Consider the following 23,847-nt stretch of genomic DNA (forward strand, 5'->3'; position numbering starts at 1 on the left):
CATGGGGCCGGCCTGATAGCTGAGGCCGTCTCGTTTAATACGCTCGCCTGTAACCCAGAAGTGCCCACGGCGCACGAATCGCGGCGCTACAGATTCCCATAACGGCGAGAACATCGTTTTATTTGATGTATCAAATGGGTTCATGGATAGCCCTCTATTGGGCATGACCGAGCCTCAGCGAGGTCTAAGGATGTGCTGCATAGGAACGATATCGGTGAAGACGGCGACGTCCGCCATGATCTCAGCGGTATCCGGGGAGTCGAATGCGGCACGCATGGAATCCGCATCGCGGAATTGGCACAGGCACGCTGCGACGGTCATGCCATTTCTATCGGACGGGTACAACACATGGGCATGCTTCAGCCCCAACGGCTGCCATGCCTGTTCCACCATCGGGATGTGGTGCGCTTCGTAGTAAGCACGATCGAAGCGACTCTCGGGTTGGCCGGTATACGTCACCAGAACGGACACCGGCTCTGCAGCGTGATGACAATCGCGTACGAGCTCACCGCGCGCCGCTCTCGCCAACGCCGACCAATCCTTATCGTCCAGGCCCGCCGACGAGGCTTCGGACAAACTGCTTCGAACGACCTCCGACATCGGCAAGTCCAGGCCTGCCGCTTGCGCCGCCTCGATAGCTAGACCGACGTCTTTCAATCCCAACGTTAGCTTGAACCCTGGCTCGTATGTGTCGGTAGCGATGTTCTGGGCATAACGCTGGTAGCTGGGGCTAGCGAACATGGTCTGAGTGACGATGTCGAGGAAAGCCTTGGCTGATAAACCATAGGCTTCGGTGAGTGCCGTGGCTTCGGCCATCGACTCGATAGCCTGTGTGATCATCAGATTGCCAGCGATCTTAGCCACGTTGGCGCTGGCCTGATCGTCTCCAAGACGCCACGTTTTCTTGCCCATGACGTCGAACAGTGGCTGCACCCGATCGATCGCCGCGACAGGCCCCGCAGCGAGGATATTTAATCCCCCGGTTGCCGCCACTGCCGGCACACCGAAGACGGGCGCAGCAATATAAGCCACGCCTGACTGCGCGTGCAGCGCCTTGAGCTCGTCCACCATCGCCAATGAAATGGTGGACATGACAATATGGATCCTGCCCGCGCGGCCCTGTGACATCGCATCGATAGAAATCAACGCATCGCGCACGGCGCGATCGTCGGCAAGCATGCTGATAACGACGTCATGCGCGAAGGCGTCACGAGGCTCCCGGAGTGGTTTCACTCCTTCGATATCGTCGAGAGCCGCCGCCGTGCGGTTCCACGCGAACACCTCGTGCCCTGCCGCAAGCAGCTGAGGCACGATGGCGCGTCCCATATTGCCTAGTCCTACGAAAGCAATCTTCATGTATTGCTCCTGCTCAACGCTGCTTCTTTGACGTGGGGCATCAGGGGGTGCGCAGCCAGCGGATGCACGGTGACGGTCATCCACGGATACAGTGGTAGTCCTGACACGATCTCGTGCAATTCCGTCGTGCTATCGACGTCCCAGATACTCCAATTTCCAGACTGCGCTGGCGTCCGCCAAATGTGTCGCAGCTGACCGTTCGCGATGTGCTCTCGTGCCGCAATATGTTCCTGCTCCGTAAGCGTGCCTTTTGTACTGGCATCCACATCTTGCATTCGAACAATTATGTTCAAAAGAAAGTTCATCGCCGTTCCGGTTTAGTCGTCTGGCTGCGCATAGTGATTGAAATCAACTTGCTTGCAGACTCACATCGCCGCATATTACGTGTACATTTTTGTACGGCCTGATTATGGAATGGAGCGATGTGCGGATCTTCCTGGCGGTGGCGCGGGGCGGATCGTTTGGCAGCGCAGCGCGCGCACTGAAAGTAAGCCACCCTACCGTGGGACGACGAATCGCGGTCCTGACGGGCGACACGGGGCAGCCGCTGTTTCGTCGAACGGCGAACGGACTGGTGCTCACCGACGCGGGCGATTCGATCTTGGCGATTGCCGAAGCAATGGAGAGCGCAGCCTTCGCTGTGGAAAGGCGACTGACCGGGGCTAGCGAAAGCCTTGAAGGTATTCTGCGCATATCAGCCGCGGATTGGTTCGCCGCCCACGTCCTCGCACCGATCCTGGCTGAACTGGTACGTATCCATCCCGGGATCACGCCTGAGGTCATTGCAGGCTACCGGCTACTCGATCTTTCGCGTCGCGATGCGGACGTCGCGTTTCGGATCGTGCCTTTTGCTGAGCCGGATATTGTCCAGCGACGCCTGATGACTATGCGGTATGGCCTGTATGGAACCCGCGCCACCGCGCGTCGAGTTCAAAAAGACAGCGCTTCGGTGGGCCTGATTGTCATGGATACGGCCCAGTCCTATTTCCCCGATGTCGCATGGCTTCGCGATAAATATCCACGTGCGAGACGGGCCTTTACCAGTACGAGCCGATCGGTGCAGGCACAGATGTGCGCGCAAGGTGCTGGCTTGGCGGTTTTGCCCCGCGCCCTGGGTGATGCCGTACCTGGATTGACGTTGATCGACCCTGACGATGCTCCGCCCTCTCGCGATATCTGGGTGGGTTATCACCGCGATTTGAGACAGATGGATCGCCTCAGGGTCATGTTGGATATCGCTAGCGCTCGACTCACCGCTTAACTTGAGGTTTTACCTTATTTCGGCCGGTGCGGTACCGGAGGTAGAGGCGGCATGATCATTCAACTGGCCGTCAAAAAAGTAGTGCTCGTGTAACCACCACACTTACTCGGTTGCTCCCGCCAGATAATCTATAAGCGCTCGAATCTTTGGTGCCACGTGGCGGCCGGGCGTGTAGACCGCATGGATATCGCCAACATACGGCTTACCGATTTCCCAGTCGGGCAGCACGCGCACTAGGCTACCGTTTACGAGAAATTCTCGAGCAGCGAAGCTCGGCACCAGTCCGATACCTCCGTCAGCGCGAGCGGCAGCCACGATCGCGCTGCTGTTGTTGATCGTCATGCGCGATGGAACAAGAACATCGACCGATTCATCCTTGCGGCGAAAACTCCACGTGTTACCGAACCGGCCGTAACCCAAATAAATGCACGGGTGGTCGACCAGATTCTGCGGCTCGAGCGGGGCGCCATGCCGTTGGGTGTATTGCGGTGAGGCCACTAGGACATAGCTGAATTTGCACAACGGTCGCGCAGCGAGCCCCGGTGACAATTCGGACGATATGCGCACCGCGATATCCACACCCTCCTCGATCAAATCAACCGTTCGGTCGACGAAGGTGACGCGCAAACCGACGCCGGGATATTTGGCCAGAAAGCCTGGAAGCCGCGGCGCTAGCCAGGTTTCTCCGAATACGACCGATGCCGTGAGATGGATGATGCCCGTGGGCTTCTCGCTATAGCTACCCGCCAGGGCAGACATTTCGCGGGAGCTTTCGAGCACGCGGCAACTGACGACGTAAACCTGTTGTCCCAGCTCTGTCAGAGTCAACGATCGTGTCGTCCGCTGCAGCAATCGCGCGCCGAGGTGAGCCTCTAGCCGAGAGACATGTCGGCTCACCGCCGAGGTTGTCAGACCCAGCTTTCGACCGGCCGACGAGAAGCTTTCTTCGTCCACCACTTGGGCGAACACCGCCATCTCCCGGAGTAAGTCCACGGAATCGCTCCATTGTTGCCCTGGGAGCAATAGTCTATTGGCTTTATCGTACCTAGTGCCTATTAAATCAACGGAACATACTCATTCTCCATCGGCATTCGGCCGAAACGCGGCAGCCATCTTGGGAGGGAGTGTTATGGATATTGCTTTCAGGACGGACGGGAAAGGCGCAGCACTGGCGCAAAGCGAACCGCTCGAAGCGCCGTCGCCCCGTGAGATCCGCGTGCGAGTCAAAGCCGTCGGACTAAATTTTCGCGACCATTATTTCATCAGGGGCAATCGGTTTCGTGCGCCGACCATGGGCCGCGTGCCATGCACGGACGCTGTCGGTATCGTGACGCATGTGGGCGCCGACGTGGAAAGGTTTCGCGTGGGCGATCGCGTGTGTTCGGTTGTGTTGCCGGGCTGGATCGATGGCCCGCTGACCATGGCCGCTTTATCGGACTCGTTGGGCAGTGAAGCACGCGATGGCGTATTGAGAGGGCACGTACAGATCGACGAATCGGCATGGGTCCATGCACCGGCCTACCTATCAGACATCGAGGCGGCCACGCTATCGGTCGCCGCCGTGACGGCGTGGCATGCGGTCATCGAACTGTGCGCCGTGCAACCGGGCCAGACGATAGTTGTACAGACCACCGGCGCGGTGGCGCTTTTTGCCATGCAGTTCGCGTTAGCCATCGGCGCACGCGTGATCGCCGTCTCCCGATCGGAGGATAAGCTGATGTGCGTCAGCGACCTCGGCGTCGGGAAAACCATCGATACCTCGCACGTCCCCGATTGGGACGTTGCCGTGCGGGAACTCACCGACGGAAAAGGTGCGGAGTTGGTGATCGACATGGGCCTGACGGACAGCTTGAGACAATCGGTGCGCGCGACAGCCTTCGAAGGAACGGTTGCGGTGGTTGGCGTCGTACAGGAACGCACGAACGCGCTCGACATCTTTCCGGTGATGAATAAAAACCTTCGGGTACGGGGCGTCGAGACGGGCTCACGAGCTATGTTTGAACGGATGAACGCGTTCATGAGTGCTCAAGACATCCATCCCATCGTCGATCGCATCTTTGCTCCCGACCAGCTGGATGCAGCACTGGATCACCTGGCCGGCAGTCCGTTTGGGAAAACGGTTATCCGCTTCGAGTCCGATAACGACGGCTCGGCGACGCACAGCAATGTCGTCGAACGTCGTTAAGCCATTCCTGCTCTGAAGTGAATACTTATGACCTCCCTATGGACCGACCTGCTTTCGCTACACGGATACATCGTTACGCCGGTTCAAAAATCCGCCGTCCCTTATGAGACAAAGCGTTCGCCGTCGGATCCTTCGGCATCGATCGATAGCTCATTGGCCAGCCCGTCCGACGATGATCTTGAAACCTCCGATCCATAACGCGATAAGGAGGCGACACAATATCCGCGGATCGGCACATAGATCCTTCATGACCGAAATACCACTCCGGTGATTACGCATGCACGTCGTCTCACCCAAACGCCAAGCATCGTTGCTTACCGAGCACTGGTCGCCGCGAGTTATCGCTGAAGTCGACGACGACGTTAAGGCTTCGGCCTCCTCCTCGAGACAGTCAGCCGATCAATCAGAAAGCGACATGACAAACCTTGGCATATCCACTGCTTCGCATGATCGGTCTTTTCGGACGACAGGTAGCCGAGCACATTACTCACCAGCTCATGATGGACGGTTTATCGTCTGTATCCGATATCGAGCCAGCACATGCTGACCGGCACGCTTTACGCACTAGCCGCAGGTTTGATGTGGGGACTTGCCTTCATCGTACCCGTCCTGCTTCCTGACTATCCAGCGCCGCTGTTAGCCTTCGGACGGTACCTGGCGTTCGGCCTGTTGGCGTTGCCGATCGGTTGGCTGGACCGCCGTAGTCTCGGCCAGCTGCAGCGGGCCGATTGGATCGAAGCGCTGAAACTCTCGGCGCTGGGAAATATTGCTTACTACGTCTGCCTGGCTGCTGCGATCCAGTATGCCGGTGCGCCTCTGCCGACCATGATCATCGGCACATTGCCCGTGGTGATCGCCATCGCCGCGAACCAGCGCAATGCAGTGCGTGACGGGCAACTCCCGTGGTTGAAGCTTGCACCCTCATTAGGGTTGATCGTCGCCGGCATAGGATTCGTCAATCGAGACGAGTTCGCCAGGATACACGGCGCCACACCGGCCGATCTGGGCCGCTACGCAGCGGGCGTTCTACTCGCCATGGCAGCAACCGCTTTGTGGACGTGGTATCCGCTACGTAATGCCGACTGGCTTCGCCATCACCCAGATCGCCGCCCGATGACATGGTCGACTGCACAGGGGCTCGCTACATTACCGCTTGCGCTAATCGGGTATGGCTGCACGTGGCTATTCATGCATGTAACAGTGGCGGATACGCCCATGCCGTTTGGTCAAACGCCAGCGTTATTTCTGTCTCTCATGTTCGCCCTAGGCCTGCTCGCTTCGTGGGCGGGAACCTTGTGCTGGAACGAAGCCAGCCAGCGATTGCCCACGCGCGTTGCCGGCCAACTGATCGTTTTCGAGACCATGGCTGCGTTAGCGTATGCCTTTGTTCTGCGGGGAAAGGCGCCGCCGTGGGGCACCGTCATCGGTGTGCTTTGCCTAGCGATAGGTGTGGTTCTAGCTGTGAGGATCAAGCCCGCCGTAGTCGCTGAAGCTGCATAGCAGCGCTATCTAAGCAATTGATTCACCTTCTTGGTGAAAAACGATTTTAGATTGGCAACCGCTTAGCGTGGCTATGACTCTCTCGAACAAACGTCGCAAAATCATGGCCTGCGTTAATCGGCTAAGAGCGAAAGCATGCGCTCCCGTCATAACTACCGTCGTTCTCTTAAGGCTTCCGGCGGCAAGGTGCGGCTTCTAGATACAAACCGCGCCCGTCGAACAGACGCTGAGGCTTTTCTGCCGGCTTAGCTTTACGTATTGCCGCATCGCTCAGCGATATGGGGGCGCCTCCTCTATCAGACTGGTCTAACGCCCCCTTGTATGCCCCCCAAACGGGCTGGATTTCAATAGACGGCCCCGGACCCTCTCTGACAAAAGACTAAAAAAATCCCAGTTTCACTGGGGTTCTTGGACTGTTTGGGATGACGCTGGACTTTAAGTTGGTGCGCTCGGCGGGATTCGAACCCACGACCACCGCCTTCGGAGGGCGGTACTCTATCCAGCTGAGCTACGAGCGCATTGGTGAAGCGACCGGGCTGATCAACCGTAAAGGCCGTTGCCGCGGGGAGCGCAGTATAGCCGAGTTGCCGCTGGGGTTGGCTGACCACGCGGCCCGGACTGCGCAGCACGCTGCCCCTACCTGACCGAGCCATGATGCCGGCTTAGCCATTGAAACGATTGGACGACGGCTTTGATACCCACCGCCGATCTATTGTCTGCACGCTGAAATCAGCGGGCAGACGACAGAACATTTCAGCCGGCAGCTTCGGTGGGGCCCCTTACTTTTTTGCCTTCATCAGCTCGGTCAGATGATCCGGCCTGCTGCTGTCGCGTTCGATGTGCGGGTACATTAGGCCGCCGTGGTAGTCGATACGCACGGTCTTGTACTCGTCGAAGTTTTTCACCAGCAGTTCCACCGGCTGGCTGGTGTCCTTGGCCGAAGCGGTGACGGCATCCTTGAGCGCGTCGGGGGCGTAGTCGTGACCGTTGACGGCAATCACCGTCATGCCGGGCGAGATGCCGGCATTGAAGGCCGGACCGTCCCACAGTACGTCGCTGATGTCGCCGCCCTTGCCGATCGACAGGCCGATCGAATAGGTGAGATCGGCGGAATGACGACGCTCCTCCATTGCCTTGACCGCGGCCGACGGTTTATCGGTGTAGACCAGCTTCCAGCCGTGCGAGGCCAGGCCTCCGGTCAGCGAGCCGTGGCCGTCCAGGCGTTCGCGCAGGTATTTCGCCCAATCGTAGGGAGCGGCGCCGTCGAGCGTCCTGACCACATCGTCGAAGGTATAGGTGTCGACATCCCAGGCGCCAGGATTGACGCCGAAGAAGGCCTTGGCGAAATCGTCGATGCTGCGCTTGTTGCCGGTCAGCTCGCGCAGCTTGCCGTCGACGTCGAGCCAGATCATTTCGCCGGCAACGTAGTAGTCCTCGCTGCCCTGGTAATTGCGGTAGGGCAGCGGCGCGCGCTGCGACATGGTCGGATCGTTGGTGGTGTCCTGTACATTGCGCCAGCTGGCCAGGCCGGGCCGGCCCTTGTCGTAGGTGGCGGCCATGTAGGCAAGCATGTCGTGGCCCTGGTCCATCGTCCACAAGCCCGAGCGCGTGGCCATGATCTGACCCCAGAATTCGGTCTGGCCTTCATAGACCCACAGCAGGCTGTCGCCCATCGGTACGTTGAAATTCGGCGTGGCCAGATCGGCGCCGCGGCGGTACTTGCCGTCCCACGAGTGGTTGAACTCGTGCGACAACAGATCGCGCTCGCCCCAGTTCTTGTCCCATTCGGTGAAGTAGCCGGTGCCCACACCGTCCTCGCTGGAGCGGTGATGCTCCAGGCCCTCGCCGCCCATCTTGTCGCTCAGCGACAGCAGGAAATCGTAGTGGTCGTAGTGGTGCGCGCCATAGAGTTTGTACATCTGCTGCACCAGATCCAGATGCGCTTTCAGCTGCTCGGGCTTGATCTCCAGATACTTCGCTTCGTCGGCCACGATGTCGACATGCACCGGCGTGGCCGCGCCCGGGTCGAGATCCACGCGCTTGAAATACTTGCCGGCGAACACCGGCGAATCGACCAGATCGTCGTAGTTGATCGGTTTAAAGTGGATGGTGTCGCCGTCTTTCGAGGCAACCTCGAGCGCGGTGCCCGCCTGCCAGCCGGCCGGCAGCTTGAGGCTGGGCTCGGTGTTGATCTGACGCGCAAAATAGCCGGCCGGATACAGCGTGCTGGCGCTCCACTGCGCGTCGAGCATTTCCGGCGTCACCACCACACGGCCTTCGCGCGAGCTCTGTGGCGTGAGGTATTCGAAGTTCACCTCGACCGCACTGACGCCCTGCGGCACGTCGATGTGGAAGGCGTACACGTTGTACTGGTCGCGCGTCCAGGTCAACGTCTGACCGTTGGCTTTCACCACCAGTCCGGCGATTTTGTCGATCGGACCGGTCGGCGAGTGGTTGCCGGGAATCCACTGTGGATACAGCAGGGTGAGCGGGCCCGTGGCGACCGGAATGGTTTCATGCACGCGAAAGATCCGATGCGCCACATCCGTACCATCGACATCGATCTTGATCGTGCCGGGGGCGTACGGCACGTTCTGCGGCGGCGGAATCGGCAGCGGGTTCGCCATATCGGCGAAGACGGCAAACGACGGCAGACCGAGAGCGGCGGCAGCGATGGCGGAAGCGAGACGGGTGACTTTCAATGCGTTCTCCGGAGGCAGGGCAACATCCCAGGACGGGCAAGGCTGCCGCGACAAGGACTCAAGCCCTTGATGCTAGCGCCCGGCCGCGGCGCTTCACCCATGCTGAAGGTCATGAATGAAGCTGGGTTCTCGCCTAACCAAGGCCGATCAGTTGCCGACCTGCTCAAGCTTGCTGTGGCGCATGCCGTAGGCGAAATAAATGACGCAGCCCAGCGCCATCCAGATCACGAAGCGTTCGTAGGTGATCCACGGCAGGCCGTAGATCAGCACCGCGGAGAAAACGATGCCCAGCGGCGCGGTGAACCAGACAGCCGGCGTGCGGAAGTTGCGCTGCAGTTCCGGCCGGCGCACACGCAGCACCATGATCGAGGCGCAGATGATGATAAAGGCGCTGAGCGTGCCGATATTCACCAGCTCGGCCACTTCGCCGATCGGCAGCAGGCCGGCGACGATGGCCGTGAACAGCCCAAGGATGATGGTCGGCCGTGCCGGCGTGCCGAAGCGCGGGCTGACTTTGGCGAACCATGCAGGCAATAGGCCGTCGCGCGCCAGCGCGAACCAGATGCGCGCCGCGCCCAGCATGAAGGCGAACAGCACGCTGGTCACGCCGATGACCGCGGCAATGGCGATGATGATGCTGAGCCAGTGCAGGCCGATCGACTCGAACGCGTCGGACACCGAGGCGTCGCCGCCAAGATGGCTGTAGGGCACGATGCCGGTAAGCACCAGCGACACGGCGATATACAGCACCATCGCTATCGCCAGCGACAGCAGCACCGCGCGCGGCAGATCACGCTGCGGGTGCTTGGCTTCTTCCGCCGCGGTGGTCAGCGTGTCGTAGCCGAACACGGCGAAGAACACCACGCTGGCCCCGGTCAGCACGCCCTGCCAGCCAAAGTGACCGAGGCCCGTCGTTGCATCCACCACCCGTGCCGGAATGAACGGATGCCAGTTCGCGGTGTGGATATAGAAAACGCCCACGCCGACGACCAGCAACACGCCGATCACCTTGATCGCCACCACAAAGGTGTTGAAGCGCGCACCCCACTCGGTACGCAGGGTCAGCAACATCGCCACGGCAATCGACACGCCTGCAGCGATCACGTTGAAGCGGTGGCCGTCGCTGGGCGCCGCGATCGCCTGCGCGCCGTGCGTGCCGAACATCTGCTGCAGGTAATACTGCATGGTCTGTGCGCTCATGCTCTGCTGCGCCCATTCGGGCAGGTGCAGGCCGGCCGAGGCCAGCAGCACCTGCACGTAGCCGGACCAGCCGATCGCCACCACGGCGACCACCAGCGCGTATTCCAGCAGGAGATCCCAGCCTATGATCCAGGCGACGAACTCGCCGAGCACCGCATAGCCGTAGGTGTAAGCGCTGCCGGTCACCGGGATAAGCCCGGCAAATTCCGCGTAGCACAAGGCCGCGCAGGCGCTGCCCAGGCCGGCAATGATAAAGCTCAGCGCCACGGCCGGGCCGGCGTTGACCGCCGCCTGCTGGCCGGCCAGCACGAAGATGCCGACGCCGATGATGCCGCCGATACCGATCGCGGTGAGCTGCCAAAGCCCCAGCACGCGCCGAAAATCGCCGCGCTGGCCGACCTCGGCCTGCAGCTGTTCGACCGACTTGTGGCGCAGCAGTCTGCTAAGAAAACGCATGTGGTAGTCCCCGGAAACGAACGGCGATCATAGCGAATCGCGCCGCCGTTGCCCGCATGGCTTCCGGCACGGGCACAAATGCGCCGGTCAAACCGGCGCGGCGCCCGGATGCACCAATTGGGCTCGCTGATCGCCTCGCAGCCACGGCAATGCCAGTGCACTGAGCCCGAATATCGACGCGATCGCCAACGCCATATAGCCGTCCAGATGGGCGATACCGAACCACCGGCCGCTCAGCACCGACACCAGCGCCGTTGCCACGACCCGCACGCCCTCGAGCCACAGCGCCGACACCCGCCCTTCCATCAACACGCCCAGCACGCACAGGCTGGCGACCAGATACGCGGCATAGCCGAGCAGCAGTGGAAGCGAGCCGATGGGCACCAACGCGAGGAAATGCATCGACATGCCGAGCAACAACGCGAACTGCACCATCAGATAAACGGTAAGGCCACGCGACATCGGCGGATCGTAGCGCGGGTGATCGATATCGAAGGCCGGCTTGGGAAACCGCGCCGCCACATCGGCCGGTCGCCAGCCCGGCGGACGAAACCACAGCTGCAGTTTGTCGCGCCAGCGCTCGGCGTGCCACGCATCCTGCGCCATCGCCCAGTAGATCTCGGCATTGGCCCACAGCGGATTCCAGCTCTGCAGCGGCGAACGCGTGCCGAACACCGGTGGATCGCGGTCGTCCTCTTCGGTAAACGTACCGAAGAGCCGGTCCCACAGAATCAGGATGCCGCCGTAATTCTTGTCGAGGTAACGATCGTTGACCGCGTGATGCGCGCGATGATTCGACGGCGAACAGAACACCCGATCGAACCAGCCGAGCTTGCCGATCTCGCCGGTATGCACCCAAAACTGGTACAACAGGTCGATCAGCGCCACGATCACGAACACTTCCACCGGATAACCCAGCAGCGCCATCGGCAGATAGAACAGCCAGCCCAGCAGTACGCCGCTGCCGGTCTGGCGCAGCGCGGTGGTGAGGTTGTAATCCTCGCTCTGGTGGTGCACTACGTGCGCCGCCCACAGCACGTTCACCTCGTGCCCCATGCGGTGCAACCAGTAATACAGAAAGTCGTAAAGCAGCAGCGCGCTGATCCAGACCGCCACGCTGTTCGCCGGCAGGCGAAACGGCGCCAGATGCTGCGCGCACCACGCGTACATGCCCACGCTCAGCAACTTGGTGAATACGCCGACGATCTGCGAAATCACGCCCAGCCCGAGGCTGTTGATCGCATCGTTGCTGCGGTACGCCTTGTGCCCGCGCAGACGCGCCACTACAAACTCGATCGCGATCGACACAAAGAAGGCCGGAATGGCCCAGGCCATGATGCGTTCGGGAGTCATCGTTTGATCGAGCCTCTCTGAAATAGCGGCAAATCGAGCCCGGATGGGCGCTGGCGACGGCGATCTGTCATATCCCTACCGTCGGCGCCGATGATAGTCCCGCACATCCCGCAGTACGTGCTGCAGCGCCACAGGTCTCAACGGCATTCGATTGCCACCAAACTGCAACACGTATTGCGCAGCATGTTGGGTTGTCTTGCCGAATCCACGAGGTACTGCATGTCCCGTTCCGCCCTGCGTCCGCTGAGCCTGCTGGCCGGCTGCCTGTTACTCGCCGTCACTGCGCTGGCACCGGCCTTTGCCGCTGCGCCGAACCATGGCCCAAGGCCACCCCGTAGCGTCATCGTGTTCGTCTGGGACGGCATGCGCCCGGACGCGATCAGCGCCGAGGACACGCCAAATCTGCTGGCACTGGGTGCGCGCGGCAGCGTGTTCGAGGACAACCACTCGACCTATCCCACCTTCACCATGGCCAACGCGTCGAGCTTCGCCACCGGCGCGTTTCCCGGCACGATCGGCTTCTATGGCAACCACTTCTGGGCGCCGGGCGCCAAAGGCACGGATGCGAAAGGACAGGCCGTGGATTTTCAGTCGCCGATCTTCACCGAGGACTACGCCATCCTGCGCGATCTCGACGCGCACTACGGCCACGAGCTGCTGGAGCTGCCCACGCTGTTCGCCACGGCGCGCAAGGCCGGCCTGAAGACCGCGCTGATCGGCAAGTCCGGCCCGGCATTTCTGCAGGACTACAAACTCGCCAACGGCGATACGCCGAACAGCGGCCTGCTGCTGGACGAAAACACCGCGCTACCGCTGGCCTTCGCCAGGGAATTGCAGAAAGCCGGCGTCGCGCTGCCGAAAAACACCGCCAACACCTACCCGGCCAATCAGCTGAACCTCAGTGAGGAAAACGACTCGCCCACCGAACAGGGCAAGATGCTGACCCTGAAGGACGGCGCCAGCTCCGATGCCACCGCCGGCGCCGACACCACGCCGGCCGCCGCCAACGCCTGGATGATGAAAGTGTACCTGGACCAGGTGCTGGCGCAGCACCGCCCCGATCTCAGCATCGTGTGGCTGCGCAATCCGGATACCACCGAACACCAGTACGGCGTGGGCTCGCCGGAGTTTCATCTGGCGCTGAAGGCGCAGGATGCCCTGCTCGGCCAGCTCGAGGACAAACTCAAAGCGCTGGGCATGGATCAAACCACCGACATCGTCGTGGTGTCCGACCATGCGCACAGCAATATCGCCGGCCCGCGCGACCTGTTTCCCCTGCGCCAGATCAACGACGGCCGCGTCACCACCATCGACAACGACTGGGGTTACTCCGTCTCGGGCGGTGTGCGCCTGGCCGATGAGCTGACCAAGGGCGGCTTCACCGCCTTCGACGGCAGCGGCTGCGTATACGCGCCCGTGATGAGCGGCCTGAAGGCCGATGGCTCGCAGTTGCACCCGACCCGCTTCGACGACGACGGCCGCCTCTGCGGCAAGCCCGGCCCGTACAGCACGCCGAGCTACAAACTGCCGGATGAACTGCCCAAGGATGCTTTGGTGATCGCCTCGAACGGCGGCACCGAGTATCTCTACCAGCCCGAGCACGACGCCGCGCTGGTCAAGCGCACGGTGCGGTTTCTGCAGTCGCGCGAATACGTCGCCGCGGTCTTTGTGGCCAAGCGCTATGGCGATATTCCCGGCACGCTGCCGGCCGAGAACGTGCACCTGGAGAATGCCGCGCGCGGGCCGGACATCATCATCAGCTACGCCTGGGACGCGAACGCAAAAATCCAGGGCTTCCCGGGTACCGAATACGCCAGCCAGTCCAATGAGCGCGGCGAACATGGCAGCTTCAGCCGTATAGACGTCCACAATACCCTGCTCGCCGCCGGCCCCGACTTTCGCCAGGGCTTCCAGGACACGCTGCCCAGCGGCAACGTCGATCTCGCCCCGACCGTCGCCTCGCTCATGCAGCTGAAGCTGCCCACGGCACAGGGGCGCGTGCTGCACGAATCGCTTACCGGCACGCTCGCCCGACCCGTCGACGCCTACAAGGTAACGCCGACATCGCTGCGACCGGCGCAACCGGCAACCGGCCTGAGCGCCCGACGCGTCGATGGCTCGCCGCTGGCCGCCAGTCAATTCGACTTCGTTCTGCAAATGAAGCAGCTGCAGACGGATGGCAAGACCTGGACGTATTTCGACCAGGCCAGCCCCGAGCGGCAGTAAGAGCCTGTTCGGAAGTTCTGCGAGATCCTTTCGACCGGCCATCGAGCCTTGGTCCGAAAGGAACCGGTCCAATGGCCGGACGCCGCGGTGGCGTCCGGCATCGGCGTGCGCGACGATGTGCCGGCATCGTTCCATGGCATGGCCGCTGGCTTTGCCATGGAACGAATGAAGAGACACGCATCCCACCTCGGCGAGAGCCGATGGCTGTGAGCGAAGCCGAAACGATGATCGCAACACCGGACCGACCGGCCCGGCACGATCGATCGATTGGAATCAATTTGCGCGAAAGTCCGGGCGAAACGCATCCGTTGAAACCGGTGGCGGTGGCAAACGGCGCGCTCCGGCAGCGTCCAACGCTGCTTTTCGCAGGGCTGTCCATGCGGTCCCTGGCCGTTTCAACACCGCGCATCCACCCATAAAAAGCTGGCCCGGTTCTCACCGGGCCAGCTTTTATCCATACCACCCATTCGATCAGAACCTCGTGGCTGCCATCGGCATGGCTGCACGCGGCGAACTCGATTTCACAGCTTCACATTGACGTTGAAGAAAAACTGCCGCGGTGCGCCGGCCTGCAGGGTCTGGTTGTAGCCCTGGGGATCGGAGGCTACGTAGCCGTTGGTGCCCGTACTCGCAAAGTAGCGCTTGTCGGTCAGGTTGGTGATATTGAGGCCAAAGCTGATGTCCTCGAAACCGCCGTAGGCGCCCACGTCGTAGTTGATGCCACCATTGAACAACCAGTAGGCCGGCACCTGGGAATCATTGGTATAGGTGATGTAGCGTCGGCCGGTGTATTTGCCGTCCAGATTGAAGCTCCATGATCCAAAGGTGTAGCTGGCGCTGGAGGTAAACATCCAGCTGGGGATGCCGACCACGTATTTGCCCTTGGTATCGACCACGCCACCGTTGAGATAGTCGTCCTGGTATTTCGAATTGTCGTAGGACACCGAGTTCAGCCAGCGCAGGTGGTCCACCGGCTTCCAGATCAACGCCAAATCGGCACCGGTGCTCTTGACGCTGCCGACGTTGTTGAGAATGCTGGCGCAGGTTTGCACGGCCGAACACGGCGTGGTCTGCAGCAGGCGGTTGCTGAAGCGGGTGTAGTAGAGATCGGCCGAAGCTTCGAAGCTGCTGCCGCGGACGCGATAACCCGTTTCGATGGTTTGCGAACCTTCCGGCTTCAGGCTGCTCTTGCTGGCATCGAAGGCAGCCTGCGACGTGGCGAAGGGCAGTATTCCGTAGGAGTTGATGTTTTTGCTGTAAGACGCGTAAACATCCTGATGATCGTCGAGCTTGTAGTCGACGCCGACCTGCGGCAAAAAGCCATCGCTGGCCTTGATGCTGCCCTGTGCGAATGCCGTCGTGGCCACCAGCGATTGCGCATCGGTGGTGGAACGCAACGATTTGGCGCCGAAGTTGACCGTCAGCCGGTCGTCCATCAAGTGCACGGTATCTTCGGCGTAGGCCATCCGGGTGTCATACGTGTAGTGCTGCAGGAAGCCGCGCAGAAACGGCTCCCCGCTGCTGTAGAAATTCCACAGGCCATTGTAGGGGCCGTACAGATTGAAGTAGTTGCGCTCGATGTTGTTGTGCGAGTCTTCGCCCCACACGCCGACTTCGATATCGTTGTTGCCGACCGTGTATTGCAAAGAGCCGGTAATGCCATAGCGGTCCAGACCATAGTCCGTGGTGCGCATAGCAAGCGGCAGGCCGGAGGCCGGCGACGTCACGTAAGGCGTCGCCCATTGACCCTCACCGCGATCGTCGTGGTAGTAGCCGCCCAGATTCAGGACCAGCCCATCGGCCAGGGTGAACGAACCGTTCAAACCGGTGAGGTTGTCGCGTCGAATGCCGCCGCCGGCGTAATAGTTCGCATCGCCCTTGTCGTAGTCGGCCGGCAGACCGTTCAACGAGGCGGGATACGCGCCGTTGCCGCGGATCGCGTTGGCCGTCTGCAGTGCCTGCGACCAGTTGGGCTGCCAGTAGTCGTAATCCCAACCCAGCACGCGCTGACTGGTCAGCGACAGATCCTGATAATCGTATTCCTTACGCTTCGAGCTGTCGGAAAACAGGCTGATGCGATTGCCGTCGCCCCATTGATAAACCGCCTTGAGATTGAGCTGGTTGGACACCTGCGAACCGTAGCCTTTCCACTTGTCGGTGTTGGCGTGGTCGTACGACACGTACATCGAGAAGCCATGGTAGTCGCCGGTATCCATGCGCAAATAGGTCCGGTGCGTATCGTCCGAGCCGATCGCCTGATTGAGCCGCACGCCGGCCTTGGCATCGGGATCGGCGGAAAAAAACTGCACGGTGCCGCCGAGATTGGTGTTGGCCGCCGTGCCGAGCGCGCCCGCGCCCTGCGCCAGCTCCACCCGAGCAATATTTTCCGAGGTGATCGCACGGGTCACCTGCAGACCGTTGGTGACGCCATAGCTCATGTTGCCCAGCGGAATGCCGTCGAGTGTGAAGCCCAGGCGGCTCTGATCGAAACCGTGCAAGGTGATCTGGGTCGACCACTCGTAGGCACCCCAGGGATCGGACGACTGGAAGTTGACGCCCGGCAGCTCGCCCAGCACCTTCAGCGCGCTGGTGCCCGGCGGCGTCGCCTTGATGTCTTCCATGGTGACGCTCTGCACCTGCCGAGTCTGGCCGGGGGCGACCACCGACACCGCGTCCATGGTCTTCGCGTTATTGGCATCGGCGGCCGGTGCGGGAGCCGCGGCGGGCGTGGCCGAAGCCGGGCCATCCGCGTCGGCGGCGATGGCGGCCGAACCGTAGAGTGCGGCAAGCAGGGCAAGCATCAGGCTCGTATGACGAGTGGTGCGCGAGTAAGCGGACATGCTTAGGTATCCTTTGCGCAGCCGCCCGCGAGGGTGGCGACGGCGACATGATGGAAAAATGGAACGTCGGAAGGCCACCCAAGGGCCATTCCCATCATTCTGGTGGCGCTTTGTGTACGCGGCTTTACATGCGCATTGCAGATGCGCACGAGGCGATAGCCGCTCGAACGCCGAAGACATCAGCCCTCGCGGCTCGGCAGACAGCCGCTATCGACGCACGTCCATGACGAATGGCTCGCCACGGCAAAAACCGTCGCGAGCGCCGCGAATGGCGCTCGCGATCCAGCATGTCGGCGATCAAGGGGCCGGCGACGAAACCTGCAGCGCATGCCCTTGCGCCTGCGGCAAGCTGGCACCCATCAATTGGGCCAGCGTCGGCGCGATGTCGCGCATGTCGATCGAGCCGAGGTTCTTGCCGGCCGCGATGCCCGGACCTTCGATGAGAAAGGTGGAACGCATTTCCGGATCGGCCGGATCGTAGCCGTGCATGCCCAGGAAGTGCGGCGGCGCAGGCAGCGGCGCGTCGGGCGTCACGCCCAGCTCGTAGCCGATCTTCAACAGCACGAACCAGCTGGCCTTGTCGGTGCCGCCCTGTGCCACGAGCTGGTCGCGATCGAGTACGCGATCGATGTGGTATTGCGGATCATCCTGCAGCTGCTTCAAGAGCGCGGCGACCTTGGCTTTCACCTCGGCATTGTTCGGGTCTTTCAGCACGATCGCCGCGCTGCCGCCGTCGTTCCACACGGCTGCCTGCCAGTCGGTGATCTTGCCGTCCTTGATCGTGACCAGACCGGCCTTGATGAAAGGCGCATAGAAATTGATGTCCTGCTTCACCGGCGCAAAGCCGTGGTCGGACACGATGGCAATCACGCCGTCCGGGTGCACGCGCTGTGCGGCAGCGGCCAGATCGCCGATCAGCAAGTCGATGCCTTCCAGCGTCTTGCGCGAGGTTGGCGTATCCGGGCCGGTGGCGTGCTGCTCGGTATCCAGCGCGGTCACATAGGCGGTCATGAACTGCGGCTTGCGCGTCTCCAGCAGGTGGATCGCGAACTTCGTGCGGTTCTGGTCGCCGGCCAGACTTTCGTCGATGCCGTCGGCGTACGGGCCGAGATCTTTTTCCAGCGACGGCAGCAGGCCGGGCGTGGACAGCGCCGCCACCAGCTTGCGGTCATCCGGCAGGCCGGTGCGCCAGATCTGCGGCAGATTCCAATCCACCTGCGCGCCCACACTGACGGGCCAGTGCACGTTGGCCGTGGTCAAGCCGGCCGCATGCGCGGCATCCCACAGGGTCGGCACGCGAATATCGGCGGCGTACCAGTCCCAGCCCTGCTGGTTCTGATTGGTCGGATCGAAGGTGAGGTTGCTGCCGATGCCGTGGACGTAGGGCGACACGCCGGTGATCAGCGTGGTGTGGCTGGGATAGGTCAGCGTCGGCAGCACGCCGCGCACGTCATGGGCGTAGCTGCCCTGTTTCAGAAAGGCCTGCAGGTTCGGCAAATGCAGGCCGCGCTTTTGCGCCTCGAGCACGTCGGCCGGGCGCAGGCCGTCGATCGAAATCAGCAGCACCGGCTGCGATGCGCTGGGCTGCGCAATAGACGGCTGGGCCGCGGCGAGCGACAAGCTACCCAGCAGCAGGGAAGAAAGTAGAAAACGCATCGGACGATTCGCAAGATGGCAAAGAGGCTGCACATGCTGGGCTGCCACTACTGCATTCTTGTGACAGCCAACCTGCGTCTATGCATTCTCCGATGACAGCTCAGCGTTGATCCAGAGCCTGTCGACCGAGCGCGGGATCGTCGGTAAAAAACGCGTCGATGCCCGCGTCGAGGTAGGCACGCATCTCCGCGACAGAACCGTTCGCGTTGAACGTTTTCGGATCAGTGCCCTGCCAGAAGTTCTTCGCCTGGAAAAAGTTCTCCGGCCGGAACGTATAGGGGTGCAGCTCCAGCCCGGCCGCGTGGGCATCGTGCACCAGCGCACTGGGCTGACCCAACGTGCCATCGGCCGCCAGCGGAATGATCGAGCGGATGTTCGGACCGATCGCATCGGCATACGTGGCGATATCCCGCAGGCCGGCGGGTCTCATCATGTCGGCGAAGGTGAGTTTGCCGCCGGCGACCACCACGTCGTAGGTCTGCTCCTTCGCATCGCCCAGCAGTTGCAACAGACGGATGTTCGGGCGACTGTTTTGCGCACCCTTGCCGCCAAGCTTGCCGCGCAGATAGCGCAGGTTGGCGATTTCGAACGACTGAATTTCCACCGGCGCGGTGTGCGTATAGGTGTGCGCTGCAAGTATCGCCAGCACCTTGTCTTCCATCGGCAGATCGAGCTTCTGGAAATAAGTGCCGTGCTTGATCTCGGGAATGATGCCGACCGGATGACCGGCCACTGCCGACTCGGCCGCGACGAAATCGATGATTTCGTCCAGCGTGGGAATCTGGAATTCGCCATCGTATTTTGTGCTGCGCAGCTGCGGCAGACGCTCGCGCGCGCGCAGGGTTTTCAGCTCGGCGAGGGTAAAGTCCTCGGTGAACCAGCCGGTGACGTCCACACCGTCGATGAGCTTGGTGGTCTTGCGTGCGGCGAATTCAGGATGCGAGGCCACGTCGGTGGTGCCGCCGATTTCGTTCTCGTGTCGCGCCACCGGCACACCGTCCTTGGTCATCACCAGATCGGGCTCGACGAAATCCGCGCCGTCGGCGATCGCCTTGCCGTACGACGCCAGCGTATGTTCCGGCCGCAGCGCGCTGGCGCCGCGGTGGCCGATGACCAGCACCCGGGCAGTAATGGGCTTTTCAGCAGCGCACACGGAGACAGACATGACCAGCATTCCGGCAAGAACAAGAGGGATCAAGCATAAGCGAGTCATGGCGCTGCTCCGATAGCCGTCGCCGTGCATTCGACAACGCCGCGTAGAATGGCAGGCGTTTATGCAGGTTTGTTGACGGTCGGTACCGTCGACGGCTTGAAAGAACAAGGCTACAAGAGTCGCGGCCTGAACACCGTGGCCCCTGCGTTTGCCCGATTATGGAGAAGTAAATACACTTTTGCGGTGAAAAAGCCTTCCGCCAAGGAACTGCCCTGCGCGTGTTCCAACCTTCGCAAGGCCTCGTGCTCGGTCAACCGCCTCTATGACGCGGCGCTGGCCGAGGCAGGCGCCAGTTCCGCCGAGCAGCCGATAGTGCGGGCGGCGTCCTGACAGGCATGGCTGCCTCCGGACGTGCTTGCCGAGCAGTCTTCCATGCAGCGCACCGCGCAGGGCCCAGCCGCACCGGATCGGCGGCGGGGCGGACCGTAACAAAGGCCGCAAACGTGCATTGGGATGGCATCCCGACACGTATCGTGGAATCGTTCGACACGCGGCGCTGGGTATCTCTGCGCTCAAAGACATTCTCAAACTGGCTGCATTGGGGTGCACCTTGCAGCGTAAGCGCTCGCGCAAGTATTTTTACCTTTCCGACTCAGACGGCATCGGCAGGGATTTTTGGTACGGGACAATTGAAATTTTTCGAATTTCTCGAATCCAAGTTTAAGTCCAGCACGTATTTTCTTGGCCTTTCCGGATAGACGCTATGCCACATCGCTTCGATGACAAACCCAATACCGAGATCGGCGACTTCATGACACTCCACTCGCTGGCACTGGATATTGCCGATCACGCGGCCCGCTCCGAGATCGAGCTCTATTCGATGCAGATCTTGGAAGCCGATGGCCGGCACGTCTTCGACACGCAGCAGCCACGCGAGGAATCGGTCGGCCCGGAGAGCTTGTCATTCGCCGCCAAGGCCGTGCAGTATATCGAGCAGCGCGGCAACGCTCTGCCTTATCGGCTGCGGCGGTCGGGCTCCCTGGTGTGGTTTGAGGACCGAGACATAACCGCGTCGCTAGCCGGCTAGACCAGGTCGGCCGGCTTTACGGGCAGCCGGGCACTCGCTTTATTGATAGACGTGCAGCCGTCCAAATGTCCAGGCGTGATACGCGTCGATCAGCCCCGGTATCTTGCAGTCGTCGTATAGCCCGTTGCAGCGCGTGCGCAGCGCGTGCAGCGCGGAAAAGTACGGATCTTTCGGCAACCGCGCCGCCTGCAGCACCATGCTCGGCAGAAACGCGATATCCATCATCGGATAGCTCGGCAGGGCATCGCCGGCATAGTTGCTCTTCAGCATGTAATAGGTAAGAAAGTCCCGATACGGCTGCAGCGCCGGGGGCAACGTGCGCGCCATCGGGCGGATCATGCCTTCGAACGACGGCTGGTGATCGCCGAAGTGCACCAGCAGGGTCGGCTGCGCGCGATCCAGAAAGTCGTGCTCGAGGCCTCGCATGGCCACATCGGAATCGTGCAGGCGCGACAGGTACGCACTGAAGTTGATCGTCGCCGCCGGCGACAGACCGGTCAGCAGGCCGCGGTTGAACGGCGGCGGCAGCTGGGCCAGCGGCAGATCGTCGTGCGGGCCATGCTGGTTGATGGTGAGGATCATGATAAAGACCGGCTGGCCCGGCTTCTTCACCCGATCGTAGACGCGCTTGGCCGCGTCGAACATCTGCTTGTCGGTCTCTTCCCACTCGTCCAGCTTCAGTTCGTTGACGTCGTAAAGGTGATCGAAGCCGTACGACCGATAGGCGTTGCGCCCGTTGATGAAACTGCCTTCGGTCGGATAGATCGCGATGGTGAGGTAACCCAGGCGACGCAGCTGCATGGCTAGCGCGTCGCGCACGTGTGGGGCCAGCACGTAGGGCGCGTACATGCCGCCTGGGCCGAAAATATCCTGCGGCATGCCGGTCAGCGTGGCGAACTCGCTGACCCAGGTGCCGCCGCCGAAGGTATGCGTGCGCAGCACGCCGGTGCCGCGCGTGCGCGCATCGCTCTGGAACATCGACAGATGGCATTCCGGCGCGCCGCAGGCGGTAAAGATCGATGGATCGAAGGTGCTCTCTTCCAGCACCTGCACGATGTCGGGATACGGCGGATGCGCGCTGCCGGATTCGCCCTGCGCGGTCGATCCCCACTGTTGCTCGGCCACCGCCTCGCTCGACATCGCCGGCAGATGCACGCGGGCGTCGTCGAAGTTGATGAAGAAATTGGTCAGCTGCGCGTCGTCGGAAAGCTTTTCCCATACGCCGCGGTTGTGTACCTGGGCAAACGGCCCGCTCGGCAGCATGCAGACAAGAAAGGCCAGCACGCAAACCACGATGCCGCCCGTGCGCAGGCCGAATTTGGCGAGCGACCGGCGACCGACGAACAACCGCCAGTCCCAGCGCCACACCAGCCAAAGCACCGGCGGCACCACCACGCAGATACCGATGCTGAGAAGGTAGAGATGCGGGTAATGCCTCAGCGTATCGAGCAGGCTCGTGCCGGCGTAATAGATGAAGTCCGACGGCATCAGCGACTCTTCGAGGTACTTGATCTTCAGCACCGACAGAAACTTGATCGCCCCAAACAGCGCGCTGCACACCACCAGGGCGGTTGCGAAGCGCGCGAACGCGAACAGCAGCGCACCGAAGGTGCACAGCATCAGCGCGATGATAAAGACCTGCTGCAGCGCCTTCGGCTCCTGCATGGCGGTGGTGAACACGCAGAACGCAAACAGCAGCACGGCCGCGAGCGAGACGAAGCCGGCCCGGGTGAAACGTAACGACAGTCGTCGCATGGCTGGAAAATCCCCGGGACCCGATTGTCACCGCGGCGCCATCTTACGGATTTGTGAAGGCGGCGGAAGCTTGGCCGTCACCGCCGTTCCACTGGCGTTGGGCTGAGCCGCCCGCTGGATGGCGCAGAACGTGGCGGCGAACCGCTAGACTGCCCGTTCTCCGCGCCAGCGATTCCCATGCCGACTTCGTCATCCTCCCAACGCGGCGCCGTGTTCGCGATGCTCGCCACCATCCTGATCTGGGCCTACAGCTGGATCGTGATGAAGCAGGTGCTCGCTTACGCCGGCCCGTTCGATTTTGCGGCGCTGCGCTACCTGCTCGGCGCCGCGGTACTTTTCATCGTACTGGTCATCGCGCGCCAGCCGCTGCGCCCGCCGCCGCTGCTGTTGACCATCGGCATCGGCGTGTTTCAGACCGCCGCGTTTCAGGGACTGGGGCAGTGGGCGCTGCGCACCGGTGGCGCCGGACACGTGGCGCTGCTGGCGTACACCATGCCGTTCTGGGCGGTATTGCTGGCGTGGCTAATGCTCGGCGACAGACCCACGCGCCGGCATGTGATCGGGCTGGCGCTGGCGGCCGTGGGGCTGCTCTGCATCATCGAACCGTGGCGGGCGATGGGCAGCGTGGCTAGCACGGCGCTGGCGATTGCCGCCGGCATCTGCTGGGCGGTGGGCACGGTGCTGACCAAGCGCATGTTCCTTCGACACAAGCCGTCGGTGCTCAACCTCACCGCGTGGCAGATGCTGGCCGGTGGCATCGCCTTAGGCATCGTCGCCCTGCTGGTGCCGCAGCGACCGATCGCGTGGACTGGCGCGCTGATCGCCGGCGTGGCCTATAGCGTCGTCATCGCCTCGAGTATTGCGTGGTGGCTATGGTCGATCGTGCTGCAGCGTCTGCCGACGACAGTCGCCAGTTTGTCGAGCCTGGGGGTGCCGATCGTCAGCGTGTTGCTGGCCTGGGGCATCCTGCACGAGAGGCCGTCGCTGATAGAGTGGGTCGGTATCGCCTTCGTCGTGGCCGGATTGGCGGCGGTCAGCGGCGTTGGCACCCGCAGCCGCGGCTGATCGCCTCAGCCCGACCGATCCACATAAACCTGCGCCGATATTCAGCGTGCAA

17 protein-coding genes and 1 tRNA gene are annotated in these 23,847 nt (G+C 61.8%); 7 read left to right on the plus strand and 11 right to left on the minus strand.

Annotation, left to right across the window (positions count from 1 at the left end; translation table 11 throughout):
- Positions 1-174: 174 nt before the first annotated feature.
- Positions 175-1,356, minus strand: coding sequence for an EthD family reductase (locus HDE78_RS09590; RefSeq protein WP_179478671.1), 1,182 nt, complete (start codon positions 1,354-1,356; stop codon positions 175-177).
- A complete protein-coding gene (locus HDE78_RS09595) occupies positions 1,353-1,661 on the minus strand; it encodes a muconolactone Delta-isomerase family protein (RefSeq protein WP_179478673.1) in 309 nt (102 codons plus the stop codon). The genes HDE78_RS09590 and HDE78_RS09595 overlap by 4 nt, the downstream gene beginning before the upstream one ends.
- 89 nt (positions 1,662-1,750) lie before the next feature.
- Here HDE78_RS09595 and HDE78_RS09600 point away from each other — a divergent pair, with 89 nt between their 5' ends.
- A complete protein-coding gene (locus tag HDE78_RS09600) occupies positions 1,751-2,617 on the plus strand; it encodes a LysR family transcriptional regulator (RefSeq protein WP_255457733.1) in 867 nt (288 codons plus the stop codon).
- Positions 2,618-2,719: 102 nt separating this feature from the next.
- Here the strand turns inward: HDE78_RS09600 and HDE78_RS09605 are convergent, their stop codons facing one another.
- On the minus strand, positions 2,720-3,592 hold the full coding sequence (locus HDE78_RS09605) for a LysR family transcriptional regulator (RefSeq protein ID WP_179478675.1): 873 nt from the start codon (positions 3,590-3,592) through the stop codon (positions 2,720-2,722).
- A 154-nt stretch (positions 3,593-3,746) separates the two neighbouring features.
- On the opposite strand from HDE78_RS09605, the gene HDE78_RS09610 reads away from it, so the two are divergent.
- Both HDE78_RS09610 and HDE78_RS09615 read left to right on the plus strand, forming a co-directional pair.
- Entirely contained in the window at positions 3,747-4,802 is a 1,056-nt protein-coding gene (locus HDE78_RS09610; RefSeq protein WP_179478676.1) for an NAD(P)-dependent alcohol dehydrogenase, read from the plus strand.
- A gap of 540 nt (positions 4,803-5,342) precedes the next feature.
- Positions 5,343-6,302 carry a DMT family transporter gene (locus tag HDE78_RS09615; RefSeq protein ID WP_179478678.1) on the plus strand — a complete coding sequence of 320 codons (960 nt, stop codon included), beginning with the start codon at positions 5,343-5,345 and terminating at the stop codon, positions 6,300-6,302.
- Positions 6,303-6,743: 441 nt separating this feature from the next.
- Here the strand turns inward: HDE78_RS09615 and HDE78_RS09620 are convergent.
- The 4 genes from HDE78_RS09620 to HDE78_RS09635 all read right to left on the minus strand — a co-directional run bounded on the left by HDE78_RS09620 (position 6,744) and on the right by HDE78_RS09635 (position 12,013).
- A tRNA-Arg gene (locus HDE78_RS09620) sits at positions 6,744-6,820 on the minus strand.
- Positions 6,821-7,081: 261 nt separating this feature from the next.
- On the minus strand, positions 7,082-8,929 hold the full coding sequence (locus HDE78_RS09625) for a M61 family metallopeptidase (RefSeq protein WP_179479100.1): 1,848 nt from the start codon (positions 8,927-8,929) through the stop codon (positions 7,082-7,084).
- Between the two features lie 222 nt (positions 8,930-9,151).
- On the minus strand, positions 9,152-10,660 hold the full coding sequence (locus HDE78_RS09630) for an amino acid permease (protein ID WP_179478679.1): 1,509 nt from the start codon (positions 10,658-10,660) through the stop codon (positions 9,152-9,154).
- Between the two features lie 87 nt (positions 10,661-10,747).
- Positions 10,748-12,013, minus strand: a complete 1,266-nt coding sequence (locus tag HDE78_RS09635) for a sterol desaturase family protein (RefSeq protein WP_179478680.1) — start codon at positions 12,011-12,013, stop codon at positions 10,748-10,750.
- Positions 12,014-12,232: 219 nt separating this feature from the next.
- Between HDE78_RS09635 and HDE78_RS09640 the strand changes: the two genes are divergently transcribed.
- Positions 12,233-14,239, plus strand: coding sequence for an alkaline phosphatase family protein (locus tag HDE78_RS09640; protein WP_179478681.1), 2,007 nt, complete (start codon positions 12,233-12,235; stop codon positions 14,237-14,239).
- A 521-nt stretch (positions 14,240-14,760) separates the two neighbouring features.
- Here HDE78_RS09640 and HDE78_RS09645 read toward each other — a convergent pair.
- From HDE78_RS09645 to HDE78_RS09655, 3 genes are all read right to left on the minus strand, one after another.
- Positions 14,761-17,040: a TonB-dependent receptor gene (locus tag HDE78_RS09645; RefSeq protein WP_255457745.1), complete on the minus strand. Its 2,280-nt coding sequence runs from the start codon at positions 17,038-17,040 to the stop codon at positions 14,761-14,763.
- Between the two features lie 336 nt (positions 17,041-17,376).
- A complete protein-coding gene (locus HDE78_RS09650; RefSeq protein ID WP_179478683.1) occupies positions 17,377-18,735 on the minus strand; it encodes an ectonucleotide pyrophosphatase/phosphodiesterase in 1,359 nt (452 codons plus the stop codon).
- Positions 18,736-18,835: 100 nt separating this feature from the next.
- Positions 18,836-19,900: a glycerophosphodiester phosphodiesterase gene (locus HDE78_RS09655; protein WP_255457734.1), complete on the minus strand. Its 1,065-nt coding sequence runs from the start codon at positions 19,898-19,900 to the stop codon at positions 18,836-18,838.
- A 96-nt stretch (positions 19,901-19,996) separates the two neighbouring features.
- On the opposite strand from HDE78_RS09655, the gene HDE78_RS09660 reads away from it, so the two are divergent.
- Positions 19,997-20,278, plus strand: coding sequence for a hypothetical protein (locus HDE78_RS09660; protein WP_179478686.1), 282 nt, complete (start codon positions 19,997-19,999; stop codon positions 20,276-20,278).
- Positions 20,279-20,651: 373 nt separating this feature from the next.
- On the plus strand, positions 20,652-20,975 hold the full coding sequence (locus HDE78_RS09665) for a hypothetical protein (RefSeq protein WP_179478688.1): 324 nt from the start codon (positions 20,652-20,654) through the stop codon (positions 20,973-20,975).
- 39 nt (positions 20,976-21,014) lie between these two features.
- On the opposite strand, the gene HDE78_RS09670 is transcribed toward HDE78_RS09665, so the two are convergent.
- Positions 21,015-22,730, minus strand: coding sequence for an LTA synthase family protein (locus HDE78_RS09670; RefSeq protein ID WP_179478690.1), 1,716 nt, complete (start codon positions 22,728-22,730; stop codon positions 21,015-21,017).
- A gap of 177 nt (positions 22,731-22,907) precedes the next feature.
- Here HDE78_RS09670 and HDE78_RS09675 point away from each other — a divergent pair, with 177 nt between their 5' ends.
- Positions 22,908-23,795 (plus strand): EamA family transporter, encoded by an 888-nt coding sequence (locus HDE78_RS09675; protein ID WP_179478692.1) that lies wholly within the window; start codon positions 22,908-22,910, stop codon positions 23,793-23,795.
- Positions 23,796-23,847: the final 52 nt, after the last annotated feature.

Origin of the sequence: Rhodanobacter sp. K2T2, from assembly GCF_013408815.1 — a bacterium.
Lineage (GTDB): Bacteria > Pseudomonadota > Gammaproteobacteria > Xanthomonadales > Rhodanobacteraceae > Rhodanobacter.